This is a genomic window from Streptomyces sp. UW30, from assembly GCF_008042075.1.
Classification (GTDB): domain Bacteria; phylum Actinomycetota; class Actinomycetes; order Streptomycetales; family Streptomycetaceae; genus Streptomyces.
Genome location: NZ_RDBN01000053.1, coordinates 1276672 through 1294969 on the forward strand (window position 1 = coordinate 1276672; position 18298 = coordinate 1294969).

Below are 18298 nucleotides of genomic sequence, written 5' to 3' on the forward strand. Positions count from 1 at the left end.
CGGCATGTCCCACCTCATCGACACCACGCAGATGTATCTCCGCACGATCCTGGAGCTCGAAGAGGAAGGCGTGGTCCCGCTGCGCGCCCGCATCGCCGAGCGCCTGAACCAGAGCGGGCCCACGGTCAGCCAGACCGTCGCCCGCATGGAGCGCCGCGATCTGCTGCATGTCGCCGACGACCGTCACCTGGAACTGACGGAGGACGGCCGCCGGTTGGCGACCCGCGTGCTACGCAAGCACCGGCTCGCCCAGTGCCTCCTGGTCGACCTGATCGGCCTGGCCCGGGAACACGTCCCCGCCGAGGCGTGCCGCTGGGAGCACGTGATGAGCGAGGCCGTGGAACGCCGCATCGTGGAACTGCTGCGGCACCCCACGAAGTCACCGTCCGGCAGCCCGATCCCGGGCCTGGAGGAACTCAGCCGCTAGAACCCCGCGAACCGGCCCCCGATCACGATCACGATCACGGCCGTGATCGGGGGCTGTCGGGCGTGAGAGCCTGAGCTGCGCTTGATCAGTTGATCACGCGGCGATCTTGCCTACCCGGGAGGGCCGAACAATGCTGAACCTGGCCAAGGAGACACTCGGCGAACTGGTCTGGGGCCTCCTGGCGATCGTCGTGTTCGTCTGGTGGATCGGCGGTCCCGGGGTGACCGCCATCGTCTGGAGCGGGGGCGACAAGCGGCTCGCGATCCAGTTCTTGGCGGCCTGGGCGGCAGTCACCACGCTGTATCTCACGGCGTCCTGGCTGATCCGCCGCGCCCGGCGCGCTTGAGCCTCCACTTGGCCGGTTTACGGCGCGCCCCCGTCACCCCCTCATGCGTCGCTCCTCGCTGATCGCGACCACACCCGCAGTGCCGCTCACCGAACACGTCGCGGACGACACGTGGTTGCGGTACCAGCAGCGCCCTACCCGAACTCAACGCTCCGACAGCCCGGACACGACCGGACAGTCACCGTACGCACCCGCTGAGTCACTGGTCACGGTAGGCATGCCCGACCACGCTGAGTGACGTGAATCAGGAAACCGCCTCCCCCGCGACCCCACTCGCCCAACTCGACGGCCCCGTCCGCAACTTCAGCGTGCAGCTGTCCCCGACACCCCGCGGCGCCCGCCTCGCCCGCCTCGCCCGCCTCGCCCGCCTCCTGGCTACCGAACAACTCCGCAGTTGGGGCCTGCCGTTGGACCCGGCGGCGCACCTCGTTGCCGAGCTGGGGGCCAACGCCGTCACGCACGGACGGATCCCCGGCCGGGACTTCCTGCTGCTCCTCTACGTGGTCGGCGCAACCCTCCGTATCGAGGTCACGAACATGCGGTGACCGGCTGCCCGACCCCCAACACCCCACTCCCGATGCCGAATCGGGCCGGGGCCTGCTCATCGTGGACGCGCTCGCCGACCGCTGGGGAGTCTCGGACGGCCCCGCCCCGCGCAAGACCGTGTGGGCCGAAGTCGCGACGCAATCTCACTCACCCGGGTGAACATCACCAACTACTTCGGCAGGGTGAGGATTTCGGCTCCGTCCTCGGTGATGGCGATCGTGTGCTCACTGTGCGCCGTCCGGCAGCCCGTCGCGCTGCGGAGCGTCCAGCCGTCGGCATCGGTGACGAGTTGGGCCGTGTCCGCCATGACCCACGGCTCCAGTGCAAGCAGCAGCCCGGGGCGCAGTTTGTATCCACGGCCGGGCCGTCCGGTGTTCGCGACGTGCGGGTCCTGGTGCATCGTCGACCCGATGCCATGACCTCCGAACTCGGTGTTGATCCGGTATCCCGCCTCACCGAGGACGGTGCCGATGGCATGGGAGATGTCGCCGATGCGGGCCCCGGGCCCGGCGGCGGCGATCCCCGCGGCCAGCGCACGCTCGGTCGCACCGATCATCGCGACGCTCTCCGGGGGCTTCGCGTCGCCCACGATGAAGCTGATGGCGGCGTCCGCGGCGACTCCGCCCCTGGAGACGGCGAGGTCGAGTGTCAGCAGATCGCCGTCGGCCAGCGTGTAGTCGTACGGCCGCCCGTGGAGCACGGCGTCATTGACGGCCGTGCAGACGTAGTGGCCGAAGGGGCCGCGCCCGAAGGAGGGGGCGTAGTCGACGTAACAGGACTGCGCTCCCGCGTCGGCGATCATGGCCTTGGTCCACCGGTCGATGTCGAGAAGGTTCGTGCCGATCGCGCTACGACTCTTCAGCGTCTGCAGAATGTCGGCGACCAGGGCGCCCGTGTCCTTCGCTCGGGCCAGCAGGGTGGGGTTCAGGATCTCGATCATGCGGCGCCCCTCTCACGGAACCAATAACTATACCGGCCAAACTATACCGGTATTAGAATCGGAGCCATGGTCAGATTCCCGCTCACTCCCGCGGAGATCGAACGTGGACAGCGCCTCGGCGCCCTCCTGCGTCGCGCCAGAGGAGAGCGCTCGATGCTCGAAACCGCGCTCCTCGCCCGCGTCTCGCCGGAGACCCTCCGCAAGATCGAGTCGGGCCGCGTGGCCACCCCCGCCTTCCCGACCATCGCGGCGATCGCCGACGTCCTCGGCCTCTCCCTCGACGCGGTGTGGGCCGAGATCAGCCGGCCCGAACACGTCACTCCGGACGAGGCCCCGGCAACGCTCAGGTGAGGAGATAAAAACGCAGGCGACCGGCGGCGCCCCGAAGTGGGGCGCCGCCGGTCGCCGTGTCCGAAGAGAGCTCGCTACGAGTGACCCAGCTCCGCCGAGTCCTCGTCCGCCCCCACCGGCACCGAGCCCGAGTCCGGCGCCGGGCGCAGCGGGAACGGGTCCACGCGGGTCTCGTCGATCACCGGGGGAGCCGGGCGCGGGGGCTTGGGCATGACCGCGGCCTCGGAGTGGCCGCCGCAGCCGTAGGTCAGGGAGACGACCCGGCCGTCCGCCGGGGAGAACTCGTTGGCGCAGACACCGAAGGCCTGGCCCAGGGAGCCGCCGATCGGGGTCAGGAAGCCGCAGGAGACGCAGGTCGCGGGGGCCGCCTGGGCCATGGGGGTCTTCGCGCCGAACGAATCCTCCCAGCGGTCCGCGGCGACATGCAGGCCGTAGCGGGACAGGACGCGGGCGCGGCGCATGCCCAGTTCCTCGGCGACCGAGGCGATCGAGCCCCGGGAGGGGGCGACGGGCAGGCTCGCCGGGGCGCCGGAGGTGACCTCCGCGTCCTCCGCCTCCACCAGCTCCGCCATCTCGTGCGAGACGGGTGAGTTCGGCCCCGGCTCGTCCTCGCCGGAGTAGCCGGGCTCCAGGCGCAGGTCCTCGGCGTCGGTGGGCAGCAGGTCGCCCGGGCCCATGTCGCCGGGGCGCAGGCGCTCGCTCCAGGGCACCCACTCGGGAGCCAACAGCGCGTCCGGGCCGGGCAGGAGGACCACTTCGTCGAGCGTGACGACCTTCGCGCGTGAGGCCCGCGCCACCGTCACCGCCCAGCGCCAGCCGCGGTAACCGAGTTCCTTGCACTCGAAGAAGTGCGTGACGACACGGTCGCCCTCTGAGGACAGCCCCGCGTGCTCGCCCACGACGCCGGGCGCGGCGGCCTCCTCGGCGGCGCTGCGGGCGAGGTCGAGGGCCTCGGCGCACAGACGGTCGGGGGTGCGGCTTCGCGTTGTCGCTGCGCTCACAGGTATCGCTTCTCTCCTACGCCGTCTCTCGGGTGCGGTTGCCTAAAGGCGGCGGAGCGAACGGAGCGGACCTGTGGGCCGCGTCGACGTCCGCATCCGAATCGCGCTCGGGCGCACCTACGTCATCCATTGTGCGGGATGGCTGAGATACGCACGCTACCTGTTCGCGGGCGCTGGGCCTACACCGACGTTGCTTCTCGGCGCTCCGCGGCGCCCGCCGAGTCCGAGAGCTTGCCCCCCATACGCGCCGTAACCGCACTACCCACCCCCATCTCGGGGCACTATTGCGTCGTGGCAACCGCGAGGCCGCCCCAAGGTGCCACCGGCGTCGGTGGGTCCAAGGGCGGCCGGGGTCGAGGTGGCGGAACGAGCCGGATCGGCGGCTCCTTCCGTGCGCTCGGCCGTGCCCTGCACTTCCCGCTCACCGGCCCCGCGCGCGGCATCCGCAAGGCCACGCACGCGCAGGGCGCCGGCGAGTCCGGCCTCGGCAAGCTGATCGAACTGCACGGGGTCAACGGCGCCGGAGACATGATGATCACCGTCGCCCTCGCCTCCACCGTCTTCTTCTCCGTGCCGACCGACGAGGCCCGCGGGCGCGTCGCGCTCTACCTCGGCATCACCATGGCGCCCTTCACCCTCCTCGCCCCGGTGATCGGCCCGCTCCTCGACCGCCTCCCGCACGGCCGCCGCGCGGCCATGGCGGGCGCGATGCTCGCCCGGGCGCTGCTCGCCCTGGTCCTGTCCAGCGCGGTCGTCAGCGGCGATCTGCAGCTCTACCCGGCCGCTCTCGGGGTGCTGGTCGCCTCCAAGGCGTACGGCGTCGTCAGAAGCGCCGTCGTGCCCCGCCTGCTGCCACCCCGCTTCTCCCTGGTGAAGGCGAACTCCCGGGTCACCCTCGGCGGTCTCCTCGCCACCGGCATCGCGGCGCCCATCGGCGCCGGGCTCCAGGCGATCGGACCGCGCTGGCCGCTCTACGGCGCCTTCGTGATCTTCATCGCCGGCATGTTCCTGTCCTTCTCCCTCCCGCACAAGGTCGACTCGGCCAAGGGCGAGGACCGCGCGCTGCTGGCGGCCGACGAACAGCATCTGCACGGGCCGCACCGCCAGCCGGTCAAGCGGCCCGGCCTGCGCACGGTCGGCATCGCCGTCACCCACGCCCTCGGCGCCAACGCCGCCCTGCGCTGTCTGTCCGGCTTCCTGATCTTCTTCCTCGCGTTCCTGCTGCGCGAGCACCCGATGTCCGGCCAGAGCGCCGCCGTGTCCCTGGGCATAGTCGCGGTCGCGGCCGGCACGGGCAACGCGCTCGGGACGGCCGTCGGGGCGTGGCTCAGATCCCGGGCGCCGGAGATCATCATCGTGACCGTCGTGGGCTTCGTGCTGGCCGTGTCGCTGACCGCCGCCGCCTTCTTCGGCGCCGTCATGGTGGCCTTCCTGGCGGCGGTCGCCGGGTTCGCGCAGGCGCTGGCCAAGCTGTCGCTGGACGCTCTGATCCAGCGGGACGTGCCGGAGACGGTCCGTACGTCGGCGTTCGCGCGCTCCGAGACGCTGCTCCAGGTGTCGTGGGTGCTCGGCGGCGCGATCGGCATCGTGCTGCCGCTGAAGGGCTCGCTGGGGCTGCTGATCGGCGCGGGGATCGTCGCCATCGGCTGGCTGACCACCGTCAAGGGCCTGATCAGCTCGGCCCGGCACGGCGGCCACACGCACCCACGGGTGGCCTGACGGCCCCGGCCGCCCGGGTGACCTACGGCACGCCGCCCCCCACGTAGTCGGACCGTCACACGCGCCCGATAGCCTTCGCCCATGACCACGCTGCAATCCGTTGTGCGACGCCGCCGCGCGCTCGCCGCCGCCGGCGCCGTTTCCGCCGGACTGCTCGTCCTGTCGGCCTGCGACAAGCCGACGCCGCTGGCCACGGTCACCGTCGGCACCGCCTCGGTCCACTCGGAGGCCACCTGCGGTGGCGAGGGCGATGCCCTGAACACCGAGGACCTGGCGACGTGCATCAAGGACAAGGACATCAAGTCCATCAAGGTGGACCCGGACGACACCGTGCGCTTCGGCGTCGACCCGGACATCGCCGACGAGGGCTGGACCGTCCTCATGAACGGCCAGCCGCTCACCGACTCCAGCACCAAGACCTACCGCACCATCCCGGGCAGCGTGTTCTTCAACGCCCAGTACGGCGCCAGCGGTGACTCCACGCTGGTGTCCATCAAGGAGGGCGAGCAGAACGTGACGGGCCTGTGGTCCTTCAAGCTGGAAAAGGACAGCTGACCACGTCCGTGGTACGCGTTCTCGTGGCCACCGCCGTCCCCGCCGAGCGGGACGCGGTGGTCCGGGCGCTGGACGGGCTGCCCGGCGTCGACGTGATCGCCGCCGGCGTCGGACCCGCGCTCGCCGCCGCCTCCACGGCCACGGCCCTCACCACGGCCCGCCTCGAAGGCGCCCCCTACGACCTGGTCGTCTCGGCCGGCATCGCGGGCGGCTTCGCCCCGCACGCCCCCGTCGCCTCCCTCGTCGTCGCCGACGAGATCACGGCCGCCGACCTCGGCGCCGAGACCCCCGACGGCTTCCTGCCGGTCACCGAGCTGGGCTTCGGCACCGTCACCCACCGTCCGCCGGAAGCACTCGTACGAGAGGTCGCGGCCGCCACCGGCGCACGGCCCGGCGCCGTCCTCACCGTCTCCACCGTGACCGGCACCGCCGTGCGAGCCGAGCGGCTGCGCGAGTCCCACCCCACCGCCCTCGCCGAGGCCATGGAGGGCTTCGGCGTCGCCGAGGCCGCGGCCGCGCACCGCACGCCGGTGCTGGAGCTACGCGCGATCTCCAACCCGGTGGGCCCCCGCGACCGCGCCGCCTGGCGCATCGGCGACGCGCTGGCCGCCCTGACGGAGGGGTTCGGGAAGCTCGCGCCCGTACTGGAGAGTTGGAACCCACATGACCCGCATGACTCCCATGACCGGTGAGCCGCTGAAGATCGCGTACTCCCCCTGCCCGAACGACACCTTCGTCTTCGACGCCCTCGCGCACGGCCGGGTCCCCGGCGCCCCCGCGCTCGACGTCACGTTCGCGGACATCGACATCACCAACGGCATGGCCGAGCGCGGCGAGTTCGACGTGCTGAAGGTGTCGTACGCCGTGCTGCCGTACGTCCTCGACGAGTACGCGCTGCTGCCGTGCGGGGGTGCGCTCGGCCGGGGCTGCGGGCCGCTGGTGCTGACGCGGGAGGAGGGCGTGGACCTCACCGGCCGCACGGTCGCGGTGCCGAGCGAGAGGTCGACGGCGTATCTGCTGTTCCGCCTGTGGGCCGCCGACACAGTGCCCGGCGGGGTCGGCGAGATCGTCGTGATGCCGTTCCACGAGATCATGCCCGCCGTACGGGACGGGAAGGTCGACGCGGGACTCGTCATCCACGAGGCGCGTTTCACGTACCGGAACTACGGCCTGCACAAGCTCGCCGACATGGGCGAGCACTGGGAGAACACCACCGGGCTGCCGATCCCGCTGGGCGCGATCATCGCCAAGCGGTCGCTGGGAGCGCGGACGCTGACCGGGCTCGCGGACTCCATCCGCAGGTCCGTCCGCGCCGCCTGGGACGACCCCGAGGCCTCCCGCCCCTACGTCATGGAGCACGCCCAGGAGATGGACCCGGCCGTCGCCGACCAGCACATCGGCCTGTACGTCAACGAGTTCACGGCCGACCTGGGCGAGGACGGCTACGCGGCCGTACGCGGGCTGCTCACCCGCGCGGCGGCCGAGGGGCTGGTGCCGCCCCTCGGCCCGGGTGCACTGGATTTCCTCTAGGAATACCGAGGATCCGCCAGGTTCTTCAGGGTCTATACGTCGAGCTGGTCGGCGACCGCGCGGAGCAGGCCGGCGATCTTCGCGCCGGCTGCCTTCTCGGGATAGCGGCCCCGCTCCAGCATCGGGGTGATGTTCTCCAGGAGGGTCGTCAGGTCCTGGACGATGGAGGCCAGCTCGTCCGGCTTCTTGCGCTGGGCGGCCGCGACGGACGGGGTCGGGTCGAGAATGACGACCGACAGTGCCTGGTCACCGCGCTGACCGGCGACGACGCCGAACTCCACCCGCTGTCCCGGCTTGAGTGTGTCTACTCCGGCGGGGAGGACCGAGGAATGGACGAAGACGTCACCGCCGTCGTCGCGGGAGAGAAAGCCGAAGCCCTTCTCGCTGTTGAACCACTTGACCTTGCCGGTAGGCACGTCTGTCCTCGTCCTCGTACTCGTCGGAAAACTGCTTCGGAAAACGGCTCTTGATAGCACTTGGGCGGGTCGTCCTCGACCCGCCGGTACCAAGGCTAATGCTCTTCGGGCGGGTGACAAGACGTCCCCCGGTTGTTCCCTCGCGCAGGGAACTACCCTGGTCCGGTGCGTGACAAAACCCAAACGAATTCCGGCGCTCCCGGTGACCGACTGATCCGTGCCGGTGCGGTCCTGTTCTTCATCGGTGCCGTGGCCACTTTGGTCACGGTGGCCCCGTTCCTGCTCGGTACGACGCCATTTCCGACGTACATGTTCGGATTGAGCATGTTGATGGGCGTCGGATTCCTCGTCGCCGGCGCGGGGGTGCTCCGATCGATCGCGGCCGGAAGGCGTCAGGCGCGCGGCGCTTCGAGGTAGCCGGCGAGCCAGTCCGGGAACCGCGTCAGGTCCGCGAGGACCACGTCCGCGCCGAGCGCGGCGAGTTCGTCGGCGCCGAACGGCCCGGTCGCCACGGTGACCGACAGGGCGTCGGCGGCACGGGCGGCGCGGATGTCGCCCTGGTGGTCGCCGACGTAGACGCCGGCCGCGTACTCGCGCAGGGCCTCGGCCTTCTGTTCGGCCCAGAGGTTGCCGATGACGGCGTCCGGGGCGATGCCGAGGTGCTTCAGGTGCAGCTTGGCGTTCGGCTCGTACTTGGCGGTCACGACGATCGCGCGTCCGCCCGCCTGACGTACGGCGGTTATCGCCTCTCGGGCGCCGGGCAGGGCGGGGGTCGCGGCGATGGCGATCGTGGGGTACATCTCGCGGTACAGGTCGGCGATCTCGGCGAGTTGCTCCGCCGGGAACCAGTTGATCAGCTCCTCCTCCAGGGGTGGCCCGAGGCGGGTGATCGCCAGGTCGGCGTCGATGTATGTCCCGGTCCGCTCGGCCAGTGCCGTGTAGCAGGCGTGGATGCCGGGGCGGGAGTCGATGAGGGTCATGTCGAGGTCGAAGCCGACGGTGAGTGCCATATAGGTCATTGTGCCCGCCCGGCCCCGCGCCCCTTCAGGGGCGTCTTTGTGAGCGCCAGACGATGAAGAGGGCCGATGCCAGTGCCGCGCCGCGCAGCACCCACGGCCAGGTCTCGGAGATTGCGGCGTTCGTCTGGCCCTGCGCGATGGGGGCTCCCCAGCGGCCGTTGGTTCGGCCCCAGAGCCAGGTGACTCCGGCCGTGAGGGAGAGGGCGGGGAGGATCACGACCGCCCACTTGGTTTCGGCGTCGGTCAGGCGGCGCGAGCCCCAGGCGATGAGCCAGCCGAGGAGGAGGGGCAGGAGGTTGCCGAGGATCGCGCCGACGACCAGGAGGGCGGCGGCGAGCAGGAGGAAGGGGTTGCTCCAGCGGCCGGAGGGGAGGGTCAGGCGACGGCGTCGGGGGGCTTCCGGCTCCTCTTCCTCGGTGGCCTCGTCGTCCGGTTCCGGCGCGGGCTCCTTCTTGCGGAGCGGGGTCTCCTCCTTCTTCGGCGGGCGCCTGAGCATCTCCGGGATCTCGATGCCGCCGACGAAGCCGGGGACGTCCTCGCCTGGGCCGAAGGAGCTGCTGTCCACCCGCCACCAGTCGGGCTGGGTCGCGCTGTCGCCGAGGTCCGCGGTACTGGCGAGGTGGGGCGGCGGGGGTGCGTCGTCGCGCGGAGCGGGCTCGGCGGGGCGCGGGCGCGGCACGATCCGGCGCAGGCCCTTGGGGCGCTTCTCGCCGGCCTCGGCGTCCCGGCCCGCCGGCTGTGCGGGCACGGAGGTGACCGGCGCCTGCGGGGCGGCCGGGGCGCTGCCGCCGGCGGCCGCGACGACTTCGTCCGGGGTGCCGAGGCGGGCGATGATGCGGCGGACCGTGGCGGGGCTGTCGACCGGGGCCTTGGCGCGCCGCCGGTCGATCTCGCCGCGCAGCTCGTTCATGGGCGAAGGCTATCGGGCGCGTGTGACGGTCCGACTACGTGGGGGGCGGCGTGCCGTAGGTCACCCGGGCGGCCGGGGCCGTCAGGCCACCCGTGGGTGCGTGTGGCCGCCGTGCCGGGCCGAGCTGATCAGGCCCTTGACGGTGGTCAGCCAGCCGATGGCGACGATCCCCGCGCCGATCAGCAGCCCCGCCGAGGACTACCTCAAGCGGTGCGAGGGCGCGGACGATCTGCTGGGTGAGGAAGTTCAGGAAGGCCGCGGCGACGGAGTCGGCCGGGGCCTCGCCGTAGGTGTAGGCGTACTCGGTCTGCCAGTAGGGGTAGTTGGTGTCCTCGACGCCCTCGGCGGTGGGTTGCCGGCCGTCGATCCTCAGCTTGACGAGCTGGTCGGCGGCCTTGTGGTCGTCGACTCCGGCGGCCTCGCTGTAGCCGATGGCGCCGGGGGTCGTGGCGGTCGTGTTCAGCATGGTGTCCGTGCTGGTGACCTGGCAGCGGCCGTACTGCTTCGCCTTGAGGGCCGCGCAGTCGGTCACGGTGAACTGGGGCGGTTCCCGGTCGGCCAGGACCTTGGCGACGAGGGTTTTGCGGGTGCCCGAGCCGGGGTCGCGGTTGATCAGGTGGACGGGGACGTTGTTGCCGCCGAGCTCGGTCCAGTTCTTCACCCGGCCGGCGAAGACGTCGCGGATCTGGGCCATGCTCAGGTTCTCCACGCCCGCGTCCTTGTTGACGACGAGGGTGAACACGGAGAAGGCGACGGGCTTGGGGACCAGCCGGGGGTGGCCGTCGGAAGCGACGCCGTCGGTGAAGGTGATGTGGTCACCCAGGCCGTCGCCGACCGGGGTTGCGGCGTCCTTGCCGGCCTGGTCCAGATCGGTGACACCGTCGGTGCTGCCCTTGAAGGGGTTGTCATCGAGCGGAATGGACAGATCGTCCGCGCCCTCGCACCGCTTGAGGTAGTCCTCGGCGGCGGCTCGCACCGCCGGTCCGAAGGCCGTGGAGCCGCTGAGGTGCAGGGTCCCGCCGACGCAGTCCATCGGGGGCCGGCGCTCGTCGCTGACGAGCAGCGTGAAGCCGGCCTGGACGGCGACGGCGACGATCAAGGTCCAGATGACCCACCAGGCGGGCCGGGAGGCGAAGACATGGCTCTCGGTCCTGGTCGCCTTCAGCCGCAGGAGCCGCACCAGCGGGTCGTACCAGCGGCTCGGCCCCTCGGCGCCCTCGACGACCGGATCGGGGAAGGGGTCCTTGGTGGTGTCCTCGGGCCAGCGCTCCAGCACGACGAGCACCTTGTACTCGGCTCCGCGCAGCAGCGTCACCTTCGGCAGCCGGATGATGCCCGTGCGCTCTTCCGGGATGTTGTCGCGGCTGAAGCCGTCCTTGGCGACGGTGCGGGTGCGTTCGGTGCCGTCGTCCGCCAGATAGCGCTCGCTCCTGAAGAAGAAGTCGCGCAGCACGCCCTGGCTCGGATCGGTGAGCACCACCGCCGCGACCTGGCGGGCCCGGAAGGTGACCTTGATGCCGTAGGGATCGGTGGGATCGGCCAGATAGTCCTCGGACACGATCTTGGCCGATCCGGCGTTCTCGATGCGCAGCAGGACGAACGAGGGGTCCTTGAGCTGGTGGCCGTCGTGCTGCATGTCGCTCAGTACGCCTGCGTACGGCTTGCCGGCCGCGTCCGCGGCCAGGGTGTCCATCTGCACCCGGTGGCCGAGCCGCTTGCGGCCGATGATGGCGAACTCCCAGAGGAACGCCGCGACGGGAAACGCGAGACTCAGGATCGCGATCCACTGCTCGACCTGATCACTCACCGCTGGGACCCCCAATTCCCTTGAGCTGTGAAGTAGTTGACCGAGAGCCCAGAGTGACCAGTGGGTACGAGGTGTTGCCAGGGGCACCGGAATCCTCCGGATGATGTTCATCCGGGGGCCATCTGTGACACGTTCCGTTTGCCCGTGAGGACCGGACCGGGCGGGTCGGGGGCCTGGCCTCGTCGGCCCAACGGCCGCAGGCAACCCGCTAACGTGAGCAGGATGAGCGACCCGGCCACACCCCGTTCCCTCGCGGAGGACCTTCGCGTGCGGGACGACGCCGCGCTGACCGTGCTCCTGCGCAGCCGGCCCGATCTCATCACCCCCGTCCCGACCGACCTCACGCAGCTGGCGACCCGCGCCGGTACGCGGGCCTCCGTCGTGCGCGCCCTGGAGCGGCTGGACCGGTTCGCGCTACAGACGGCGGAGGCGCTGGCCGTGGCGGCGGATCCGGCGACGTACGGCGAGCTGCTCGCCCTGATGGCCGGCGACGAGGGCGACCCGGCGGTGACCGGCGCGCTGCCGCACGCTCTCGGCACCCTGCGCGAGCAGGCCCTGGTGTGGGGCGCCGACGACCGGCTGCGCCTCGTGCGCACGGCGCGCGAGCTCCTCGCTCCCTCGCAGCAGCACCCGTCGCCGACGGGGCTGGGGCCGACGGTGCAGGAGGCGACGGCCGGGATGTCTCCGGGCCGTATCCAGGAGATCGTCACGGCGGCCGGGCTGCCCTCGACCCACGACGCGGTGTCCGCCGTGTCGGCGCTCACCGCGCTGTTCACCGACCGTGCGCGGATGACGGCCCTGCTCGCCGACGCGCCGGAGGAGTCCCTGGAGGTCCTGGCGCGCCTGGTGTGGGGGCCGCCGTACGGCCAGGTCACCGCCGACCCCGCGGCCCGCCTGCGCTGGCTCCTGGACCGCGGCCTGCTGCTGCCTACGGCGCCCGGCACGGTCGTACTGCCCCGCGAGGTGGCCCTGCACCTGCGGGCCGGCCGCGCGCACCGCGCCACCGAGCCGCTGGCGCCGCCCGTCGAGCCGGCCGCGACGCACCGTCCACAGATTGTGGACACGACGGCGGCCGGGCAGGCGTACACGGCGCTGGCGACCGTCGAGGAGCTGCTGAAGGACTGGGACGAGGGCGGTCCGTCGGTGCTGCGCGCGGGCGGTCTGAGCGTGCGCGACCTCAAGCGCACCGCCGTCGCCCTCGACGTGCCCGAGCCGGTGGCCGTCTTCTGGGTCGAACTCGCCTACGCCGCGGGCCTGCTTGCCTCCGACGGCGAGGCCGACGAGCGGTTCGCGGCGACGCCCGCCCACGACGAGTGGCTGGAGCAGCCCGTCGCCCAGCGCTGGGCCCGGCTGGCCCAGGCGTGGCTGACGGCGACGCGGACGGCGGGCGTGGTCGGCGGACGGGACACGAAGGACCGAACGCTGTCGGCGCTGGGCCCGGGCCTGGACCGCTCCGCCGCGCCGGAGGTACGGCACCGGGTGCTGACCCTGCTCGCCGGGCTGCCGGAGGGCGCGTCCCCGTCGGCCGAGTCGGTCCTGGCACGGCTGCGCTGGGAGCGCCCGCTGCGGGGTCCCCAGCGCGACGACGACCTGCGCAGCCGCCTCGCCCAGTGGACGCTGAACGAGGCGGAGCTGCTGGGGGTGACGGGGCGGGGTGCGCTGTCGGCGCACGGGCGGGCCCTGCTGGGCGCCCCACGGCCCAAGCCCGTCCCCGAGGAGCCGGTCGGCCCCGGCGACAAGCTCCCCGTGCATCACCGTCACACCCCGCACCCCGAGCCCCTCTCCGCCGCCGAGCAGGCCGTCGCCTCCGCGGCCGCCGCCCGGCTCCTCGCCCCGCTGCTGCCCGAGCCGCTCGACCACGTGCTGCTCCAGGCCGACCTCACGGCCGTGGCGCCGGGGCCGTTGCAGCGACCGCTCGCCGACACGCTGGATGTGCTCGCGGACGTCGAGTCGAAGGGCGGGGCGACGGTGTACCGGTTCACGCCCGGCTCGGTGCGCCGCGCGCTGGACGCCGGGCGCAGCGCCTCCGACCTGCACGCCTTCCTCGCCGAGCACTCGCGTACGCCGGTGCCGCAGCCGCTGGCGTATCTGATCGACGACGTGGCCCGCAGGCACGGCCATCTGCGGGTGGGCGCGGCGTCGGCGTACGTCCGCTGTGACGACGACGCGGTGCTGAACGAGATCCTCGCCGACAAGCGGGCCGCCGGTCTGCGGCTGCGCCGCCTGGCGCCGACCGTGCTGGCCGCGCAGGCGGACCCGGCCGCGCTGCTGGAGGGCCTGCGCGCGATGGGCTTCGCGCCGGCCGCCGAGTCGGCGCAGGGCGACGTCCTGATCACCCGCGCCGACGCCCACCGCACCCCGCCGCGCACGGCCCCCGAGCCGGTCCCGGACGGCCCGCCGACGCCGGACGCCACACTGCTGGCCGCCGCGATCCGCGCCATCCGGGCGGGCGACCTCGCCTCCACGACCCCGCGCAAGCCGAGCGCGGACACGGCCCCCGTGACCGGCGGCGACCTGCCCCGCACGACCTCCGCCGAGACCCTCGCCACCATGCAGGCCGCCGTCCTGACCGGCGGGGCGCTGTGGATCGGGTACGTCAACGCCGAGGGCGCCGCGAGTCAGCGGGTGATCGCGCCGGTGCGGGTCGAGGGCGGGTTCGTGACGGCGTACGACCACACCGCGGACGAGGTGCGGACGTATCCGCTGCACCGGATCACCGGCGTGGCCGAGCTCGCGGACGACCAGCTCTGAGACCGGACCCGGCGGCTCACTCGTTCGGGCGTACGCGGCGGTCCATGCACGCCACGCCGGGCTTTTCCAACTCTTGAGGGACCTTCCGGATCTTTCCGCATTCCGCCGCGAGGCCCCGGGCAGCCACCCTCTGTCCTGATCACGCTCACCGGCTCAAGTGAGCGCAACAGAGAGGTAGTTGTCCCATGCGTACTGCTCGTCGCCTTGCCACCGTCCTGGCCGCCGCGGCCCTGATGCTCGGTGGTGCCCTCACCACCCAGGCCGCGGCGATCGGCGTCGACGTGGCCGGGCTGGTCATCGAGACGCCGCAGATCTGACGCGACCGCAGCGCAACCGATCGGGCCGGCCCGGCGACCAAGGCCGGCCCGCCCTCCCGGCCCCCGCTCCCGTCCGTGAAAGGCCCTGAGTCCCGATGCCTGCCAAGACTTCCGCCCGCACCCGTATCGCCGTCCGCGTCGCCGCACTCGCCTCCGCCGTCGCCCTGGGCACCGCCCTGGCGCCGGCCGCCGCGGCGGCCCCCTCCGCGCTGCCGCTGCCCCTCCCGGCGGCCGGTTCGGAGTCCCTGGTCACCGAGGGGCTCACCATCGAGGGACCGCTGATCAACAACGTCAGTCTGCCCACGCTGAGGTAGCCCGCCGCATCCGGTAGCTCTCGCCCTCGATCCGCACGAGCTCGGCGTGGTGGGCCAGCCGGTCCGCCATCGCCAGGGCCGAGGGGCCGCCGAAGATCTCGTCCCAGCGGCCGAGCGGACGGTCGCTGGTCACGATCAGCGAGGCCCGCTCGTAGCGGTGCGCGACCAGTTGGTAGAAGAGCGCGGCGGCCTCCGGTTCGAAGGGCGTGTAGCCGACCTCGTCGATGATCAGCAGGGGGTGTGCGTCGAGCGCGGCCAGCTCCTGCGCGAGCCGCCCGGCGTCCCGGGCTCCCGCCAGCCGGGCGGCCCACTGGGCGGCGCTCGCGAACAGCACCGAGTGCCCGGCCTGGCAGGCCCGCACCCCCAGCCCGACGGCGAGATGCGTCTTGCCGGTGCCGGGCGGCCCGACGAAGACCACGTTCCGTCCGGCGGTGACGAAGTCCAGCTTGCCGAGCCGGGCCACGGTTTCCCGGTCGAAGGAGCGGGGGTGCTCGGAGTCGAAGTCCTCCAGCAGCTTGCGGGCGGGGAAACCGGCGGCACGCAGCCGCTCCTCGGCGCTGGGCTCGTCCTCGCGCGAGGCGGCCTGCGCCGGGACGAAGACCTTCGCGGCGGGCTCGGCGGGGGCGTGCTCGGGGTGCGCCTGCTGATGGGCCCGCTCGGCCTGCGCGGCCATCGGGCCCGACATGTACGCCAGGATCGCCGCCGAGGCGATGAACGCCATGTGGATCACCGTGCCCCACAGCAGCGAGTGGTGCGAGGTGCGGTGGACGTCCACGAACATCTGCAGCAGATGCACGGACGAGATGCCCACGATGGCGGTGGCGAGCTTGACCTTCAGCACGTTGGAGTTCACGTGCGAGAGCCATTCGGGCTGGTCACGGTGGCCCTGGAGACCGATGCGGGAGACGAAGGTCTCGTAGCCGCCGACGATCACCATGATCAGCAGGTTCGCGATCATGACGACGTCGACGAGTTTGAGCACGGCGAGCATGACGTAGGTCTCGGTGGCCTGCCCGGTCACACAGCGGAGAATTAAGGCCCAGAGCTCGTTGAAGAACTTGTAGACGTACACCCCCTGGGCGGCCACGAGGCCGAAGTAGAGCGGCGCCTGCAACCAGCGGGTGGCGAACAACGCGTACCCGAGGGTGGTGGTCGGCGGGGACGGATCACGATCGATGGCCTGCACGCTGGGCATTCTTCGCAGCCGCCGCCGTACAGGTGAAACCACGCCACTCACACGAATGAAAAGACATCCTGTAGGACTCCGGGGAGGATCAGGCACACTGGACGTTTGGCCGGGTGGTCGAGCGGAAGGACGTACGCACGTGAACGGACCACTGATCGTCCAGTCGGACAAGACCCTGCTCCTGGAAGTGGATCATGAGCGGGCCGACGAGTGCCGTCGGGCGATCGCGGCGTTCGCCGAGCTGGAGCGGGCGCCCGAGCACATCCACACCTACCGGGTGACGCCGCTCGGGCTGTGGAACGCGCGCGCGGCCGGGCACGACGCCGAGCAGGTCGTGGACGCCCTGGTGACGTACAGCCGCTACCCCGTGCCGCACGCCCTGCTGGTCGACATCGCCGACACGATGGACCGGTACGGCCGCCTCACGCTCTCCAAGGACCCCGCGCACGGGCTCGTCCTCACCACCACCGACCGGCCGGTGCTGGAGGAGGTGCTGCGCTCGAAGCGGATCGCACCGCTCGTCGGCAACCGCATCGACCCGGACACCGTCGCCGTGCACCCCTCCGAGCGCGGGCAGATCAAGCAGACGCTGCTGAAGCTGGGCTGGCCGGCCGAGGACCTCGCCGGGTACGTCGACGGCGAGGCGCACCCGATCGAGCTGGCCGAGGACGGCTGGGCGCTTCGGCCGTACCAGAAGCAGGCCGTGGAGAACTTCTGGCACGGCGGCAGCGGAGTCGTCGTGCTGCCCTGCGGTGCCGGCAAGACGCTGGTCGGCGCCGGGGCCATGGCCCAGGCGAAGTCGACCACCCTGATCCTCGTCACGAACACCGTCTCGGCCCGCCAGTGGAAGCACGAGCTGGTGAAGCGGACGTCGCTCACCGAGGACGAGATCGGCGAGTACAGCGGGACGCGCAAGGAGATCCGCCCCGTCACCATCGCCACGTACCAGGTGCTGACGACCAGGCGGAAGGGCGTATACCCGCACCTGGAGCTCTTCGACTCCCGCGACTGGGGCCTGATCGTCTACGACGAGGTGCACCTGCTGCCGGCGCCGGTCTTCAAGTTCACGGCCGATCTCCAGGCCCGGCGGCGGCTGGGGCTGACGGCGACGCTCGTGCGGGAGGACGGGCGTGAGTCGGACGTCTTCTCCCTCATCGGCCCGAAGCGGTTCGACGCTCCCTGGAAGGAGATCGAGGCGCAGGGGTACATCGCGCCCGCCGACTGCGTCGAGGTCCGCGTCAATCTCACCGACGCCGAGCGGCTCGCGTACGCCACCGCCGAGCAGGAGGAGAAGTACCGCTTCTGCGCGACGACCGACACCAAGCGGAAGGTCACGGAGGCCATCGTCCGCAAGTTCGCCGGGCAGCAGATCCTGGTCATCGGCCAGTACATCGACCAGCTCGACGAACTGGGCGAGCATCTGAACGCCCCCGTGATCAAGGGCGAGACCTCCAACGCCCAGCGCGAGAAGCTCTTCGACGCCTTCCGGGAGGGCGAGATCAGCGTCCTCGTCGTGTCCAAGGTCGCGAACTTCTCCATCGACCTGCCGGAGGCCACGGTCGCCGTCCAGGTCTCGGGCACCTTCGGCTCACGCCAGGAGGAGGCACAGCGGCTGGGGCGGGTGCTGCGGCCCAAGGCCGACGGCCACAAGGCCCACTTCTACTCGGTCGTCGCCCGCGACACGATCGACCAGGACTTCGCCGCCCACCGCCAGCGCTTCCTGGCGGAACAGGGCTACGCGTACCGGATCGTGGACGCCGACGACATCCTCGCCGAGGGATAGCGACGGGGGCGGGTCACACGGTGACTCCGGAGGGGCGAGCGGTCACTTGCGGCGAACGCCCGCTTCCTCTCCGTACTCACCTAGGACGATCACATCGAAGGCCGCACCAGCGAACACCCTGACCGCACGCAGGGCTTCGCCGAGTCGATGACGGTGGCTCCCCTGGAGTGCGGTCGCTCCACGGGGGCCCACTGGAGCTGAGTGAATGGTTGCTGCGCTCATATCTCCATGATGGATTCACGGACATAAAGACCGCATCGGCCTGGAGTGCCGGGCCGGGCACCGCCTCCGTACACCTCCGGACGGACCCCGTCCCCCCAGGGAGGAGGGCGCGTCCCCTAAGGGACGGACAGGTGGTCGGGCGGGGGACGGACAGGTGG

At 71.7% G+C, this 18298-nt stretch carries 18 protein-coding genes and 3 pseudogenes; 13 read left to right on the forward strand and 8 right to left on the reverse strand.

Annotated elements, in window-relative coordinates; translation table 11 throughout:
* Nucleotides 1-4: 4 nt before the first annotated feature.
* From EAO75_RS40090 to EAO75_RS40100, 3 genes and pseudogenes are all read left to right on the forward strand, one after another.
* Nucleotides 5-418: pseudogene (locus EAO75_RS40090) on the forward strand (metal-dependent transcriptional regulator); the annotation flags it as partial.
* 139 nt (nt 419-557) lie between these two features.
* Complete coding sequence (locus tag EAO75_RS40095) at nt 558-773, forward strand: hypothetical protein (protein ID WP_147999967.1); 216 nt, start codon at nt 558-560, stop codon at nt 771-773.
* Between the two features lie 308 nt (nt 774-1081).
* Nucleotides 1082-1478: pseudogene (locus tag EAO75_RS40100) on the forward strand (ATP-binding protein).
* A gap of 10 nt (nt 1479-1488) precedes the next feature.
* Here EAO75_RS40100 and map read toward each other — a convergent pair.
* Nucleotides 1489-2259, reverse strand: coding sequence for a type I methionyl aminopeptidase (map, locus tag EAO75_RS40105; RefSeq protein ID WP_147999968.1), 771 nt, complete (start codon nt 2257-2259; stop codon nt 1489-1491).
* Between the two features lie 66 nt (nt 2260-2325).
* On the opposite strand from map, the gene EAO75_RS40110 reads away from it, so the two are divergent.
* On the forward strand, nt 2326-2610 hold the full coding sequence (locus tag EAO75_RS40110) for a helix-turn-helix domain-containing protein (RefSeq protein ID WP_147999969.1): 285 nt from the start codon (nt 2326-2328) through the stop codon (nt 2608-2610).
* Nucleotides 2611-2684: 74 nt separating this feature from the next.
* On the opposite strand, the gene EAO75_RS40115 is transcribed toward EAO75_RS40110, so the two are convergent.
* Nucleotides 2685-3611, reverse strand: a complete 927-nt coding sequence (locus tag EAO75_RS40115) for a DUF3027 domain-containing protein (protein ID WP_147999970.1) — start codon at nt 3609-3611, stop codon at nt 2685-2687.
* A gap of 291 nt (nt 3612-3902) precedes the next feature.
* On the opposite strand from EAO75_RS40115, the gene EAO75_RS40120 reads away from it, so the two are divergent.
* The 4 genes from EAO75_RS40120 to EAO75_RS40135 all read left to right on the forward strand — a co-directional run bounded on the left by EAO75_RS40120 (nt 3903) and on the right by EAO75_RS40135 (nt 7415).
* Nucleotides 3903-5330, forward strand: a complete 1428-nt coding sequence (locus EAO75_RS40120; RefSeq protein WP_147999971.1) for an MFS transporter — start codon at nt 3903-3905, stop codon at nt 5328-5330.
* A gap of 81 nt (nt 5331-5411) precedes the next feature.
* Entirely contained in the window at nt 5412-5885 is a 474-nt protein-coding gene (locus EAO75_RS40125) for a DUF2771 domain-containing protein (RefSeq protein ID WP_187284766.1), read from the forward strand.
* Complete coding sequence (locus tag EAO75_RS40130; protein WP_187284767.1) at nt 5855-6577, forward strand: futalosine hydrolase; 723 nt, start codon at nt 5855-5857, stop codon at nt 6575-6577. The genes EAO75_RS40125 and EAO75_RS40130 overlap by 31 nt, the downstream gene beginning before the upstream one ends.
* The gene (locus EAO75_RS40135; protein WP_148000566.1) at nt 6567-7415 is read left to right on the forward strand and encodes a 1,4-dihydroxy-6-naphthoate synthase; all 849 of its coding nucleotides are present in this window, start codon (nt 6567-6569) and stop codon (nt 7413-7415) included. Before EAO75_RS40130 ends, EAO75_RS40135 begins: the two co-directional genes overlap by 11 nt.
* A gap of 32 nt (nt 7416-7447) precedes the next feature.
* Here EAO75_RS40135 and EAO75_RS48375 read toward each other — a convergent pair whose 3' ends face one another.
* A complete protein-coding gene (locus EAO75_RS48375; RefSeq protein WP_147999973.1) occupies nt 7448-7831 on the reverse strand; it encodes a cold-shock protein in 384 nt (127 codons plus the stop codon).
* 165 nt (nt 7832-7996) lie between these two features.
* Between EAO75_RS48375 and EAO75_RS40145 the strand changes: the two genes are divergently transcribed.
* Nucleotides 7997-8248, forward strand: a complete 252-nt coding sequence (locus EAO75_RS40145) for a hypothetical protein (protein WP_147999974.1) — start codon at nt 7997-7999, stop codon at nt 8246-8248.
* Here EAO75_RS40145 and EAO75_RS40150 read toward each other — a convergent pair.
* The 3 genes and pseudogenes from EAO75_RS40150 to EAO75_RS48380 form a co-directional block, all read right to left on the reverse strand.
* Entirely contained in the window at nt 8224-8841 is a 618-nt protein-coding gene (locus EAO75_RS40150; protein ID WP_410092727.1) for an HAD family hydrolase, read from the reverse strand. The genes EAO75_RS40145 and EAO75_RS40150 overlap by 25 nt on opposite strands.
* Nucleotides 8842-8875: 34 nt before the next feature.
* Entirely contained in the window at nt 8876-9760 is an 885-nt protein-coding gene (locus tag EAO75_RS40155) for a hypothetical protein (RefSeq protein WP_261989613.1), read from the reverse strand.
* Between the two features lie 247 nt (nt 9761-10007).
* Nucleotides 10008-11678: pseudogene (locus EAO75_RS48380) on the reverse strand (substrate-binding domain-containing protein); the annotation flags it as partial.
* Nucleotides 11679-11789: 111 nt separating this feature from the next.
* On the opposite strand from EAO75_RS48380, the gene EAO75_RS40165 reads away from it, so the two are divergent.
* The 3 genes from EAO75_RS40165 to EAO75_RS40170 all read left to right on the forward strand — a co-directional run bounded on the left by EAO75_RS40165 (nt 11790) and on the right by EAO75_RS40170 (nt 14949).
* A complete protein-coding gene (locus tag EAO75_RS40165; protein WP_147999977.1) occupies nt 11790-14318 on the forward strand; it encodes a helicase-associated domain-containing protein in 2529 nt (842 codons plus the stop codon).
* A 185-nt stretch (nt 14319-14503) separates the two neighbouring features.
* Entirely contained in the window at nt 14504-14635 is a 132-nt protein-coding gene (locus tag EAO75_RS47905; RefSeq protein ID WP_261989614.1) for a hypothetical protein, read from the forward strand.
* A 95-nt stretch (nt 14636-14730) separates the two neighbouring features.
* A complete protein-coding gene (locus EAO75_RS40170; protein ID WP_147999978.1) occupies nt 14731-14949 on the forward strand; it encodes a hypothetical protein in 219 nt (72 codons plus the stop codon).
* On the opposite strand, the gene istB is transcribed toward EAO75_RS40170, so the two are convergent.
* Entirely contained in the window at nt 14927-16144 is a 1218-nt protein-coding gene (gene istB / locus EAO75_RS40175) for an IS21-like element helper ATPase IstB (RefSeq protein WP_147999979.1), read from the reverse strand. The genes EAO75_RS40170 and istB overlap by 23 nt on opposite strands.
* 130 nt (nt 16145-16274) lie before the next feature.
* On the opposite strand from istB, the gene EAO75_RS40180 reads away from it, so the two are divergent.
* Nucleotides 16275-17918, forward strand: a complete 1644-nt coding sequence (locus EAO75_RS40180) for a DNA repair helicase XPB (protein ID WP_147999980.1) — start codon at nt 16275-16277, stop codon at nt 17916-17918.
* Between the two features lie 42 nt (nt 17919-17960).
* On the opposite strand, the gene EAO75_RS47910 is transcribed toward EAO75_RS40180, so the two are convergent.
* On the reverse strand, nt 17961-18140 hold the full coding sequence (locus EAO75_RS47910) for a hypothetical protein (RefSeq protein ID WP_147999981.1): 180 nt from the start codon (nt 18138-18140) through the stop codon (nt 17961-17963).
* Nucleotides 18141-18298 lie beyond the last annotated feature (158 nt).